The sequence below is a fragment of the Roseateles sp. P5_E11 genome, assembly GCF_054049355.1.
The window spans coordinates 1-1,486 of the sequence record NZ_JBFUMO010000947.1 but is presented as its reverse complement, the minus strand read 5'-3'; the positions used below and the strand labels follow the sequence as shown (position 1 = coordinate 1,486).

Here is a 1,486-nt window from a genome sequence, read left to right as displayed (position 1 = left end):
CTTCATGGAGTTCGCCAAGGGCATCCCGCAGGACCGCGAGATCGTCATGGTCAACGGCTTCGAGACCAGCCCGATGAAGGTCATCGGCGAGACCGACAAGCGCGGCACGGAAGTCCACTTCCTGCCCGACACCGAGATCTTCAAAGAGAACAACGACTACCACTACGACATCCTCGCCAAGCGCCTGCGCGAGCTCTCGTTCCTGAACAACGGCGTCAAGATCCGCCTCGTCGACGAGCGCAACAACAAGGAAGACAACTTCGCCTATGCCGGCGGCGTGAAGGGCTTCGTCGAGTTCATCAACAAGGGCAAGACCACCCTGCACCCGAACATCTTCCACGCCCAGGGCGACAAGATGAGCGACCAGCAGACCAACATCGGCGTCGAAGTGGCCATGCAGTGGAACGACGGCTTCAACGAGAACGTCCTCTGCTTCACCAACAACATCCCGCAGCGCGACGGCGGCACCCACCTCACCGGCCTGCGCGCCGCGATGACCCGCGTCATCAACAAATACATCGACGACAACGAGCTGGCCAAGAAGGCCAAGGTCGAAGTCGCCGGTGACGACATGCGCGAAGGCCTCGCGTGCGTCGTCAGCGTCAAGGTGCCCGAGCCCAAGTTCAGCTCGCAGACCAAGGACAAGCTCGTCAGCTCGGAAGTGCGCGGCCCGGTGGAAGACATCGTCTCCCGCCTGCTGACCGACTATCTGCTCGAGAACCCCACCGACGCCAAGATCATCTGCGGCAAGATCCTCGACGCCGCCCGCGCCCGCGAAGCCGCCCGCAAGGCCCGCGAGATGACACGCCGCAAGGGCGTGCTCGACGGCCTGGGCCTGCCCGGCAAGCTGGCCGACTGCCAGGAAAAAGACCCGGCGCTGTGCGAGATCTACATCGTCGAGGGCGACTCCGCCGGCGGCTCCGCCAAGCAGGGCCGCGACCGCAAGTTCCAGGCCATCCTGCCCCTGCGCGGCAAGATCCTGAACGTCGAGAAGGCCCGCTACGAGAAGCTGCTGACCAGCAATGAAATCCTGACGCTGATCACGGCCCTGGGTACCGGCATCGGCCGCGGCGCCGGTGGCGACGACTTCAACCCCGACAAGCTCCGCTACCACCGCATCATCATCATGACCGACGCGGACGTGGACGGCGCCCACATCCGCACCCTGCTGCTGACCTTCTTCTACCGCCAGATGCCCGAGCTCTGCGAGCGCGGCCACATCTACATCGCCCAGCCGCCGCTGTACAAGGTCAAGGTCGGCAAGCACGAGCAATACCTGAAGGACGCGCCCGAGCTCGACAGCTTCCTGCTCAAGGTCGCGCTGCAAGACGCCAGCCTTGATACCGGCACCGGCAACACCCTCAAGGGCGACACCCTCGACACGCTGGCCCGCAAATACGTGGCCGCGCAGTCCGTCATCGCGCGCCTGTCCAACTGGATGGACATCGAAGCGCTGCACGTGCTGGCCAACGGCCTGGCCCTCAAG

At 64.3% G+C, this 1,486-nt stretch carries 1 protein-coding gene; it reads left to right on the top strand.

All coding sequences use genetic code 11. The features are described 5' to 3' along the window. The coding region (locus tag ACXJKR_RS32375; RefSeq protein ID WP_457326347.1) for a toprim domain-containing protein at positions 1-1,486 on the top strand (1,486 nt) is incomplete at both ends.